Raw genomic sequence first — 456 nt, 5'->3', positions numbered from 1 at the left:
CCGGCATGGTGCGGTACGGCAGCCCTGCCAGCTTCAGCAGCAGTTCGGCCTTCATGACGAACGGGCTGGCGTCGGGCAGGCCAAAGGCAGGGCCGAAGGTATAGAGCGTGATCATTGTCGTTGGGCTCGTCGTATCGTCGTGTCGTCGTATTGCGCCTATTTCCAGTCGCCCCGCAAGGCCAGCACCATCTGCTGGAGCCCTTCCGCCGATGCGGCCTCGGGCGCCACGGGTTCCCCCACCACGAGTTCGAGCCGGCTCAGGATGCCGCGCCGGAACGGGCGCGACATGGCCACTCCGCCCTTGCGAGAGAAAAAGCTGCCCCACAGCCCGCGCAGCGCCATCGGCACCACGGGCACCGGCGTGCGGCGGATGATCTGCTGCACACCGCCCTTGAACGGGTTGATGTCGCCGGTAGCCGTGATCTTGCCTTCGGGGAAGATGCAGACGAGGTCGCC

1 protein-coding gene and 1 pseudogene are annotated in these 456 nt (G+C 66.7%); both read right to left on the bottom strand.

Annotated features, from left to right (window positions below; genetic code table 11):
* A pseudogene (locus AB4Z27_RS29570) lies at window positions 1-115 on the bottom strand (glutathione S-transferase family protein); the annotation flags it as partial.
* Between the two features lie 41 nt (window positions 116-156).
* Window positions 157-456: 1-acyl-sn-glycerol-3-phosphate acyltransferase (locus AB4Z27_RS29565; protein ID WP_441646054.1), on the bottom strand; the 300-nt coding region annotated here is incomplete at its 5' end.

This window comes from Cupriavidus sp. KB_39 (assembly GCF_052114485.1).
Classification (GTDB): Bacteria; Pseudomonadota; Gammaproteobacteria; order Burkholderiales; family Burkholderiaceae; genus Cupriavidus.
Note: the sequence above shows the minus strand (reverse complement) of the source record. Positions and strands in the feature narration are given on the sequence as shown.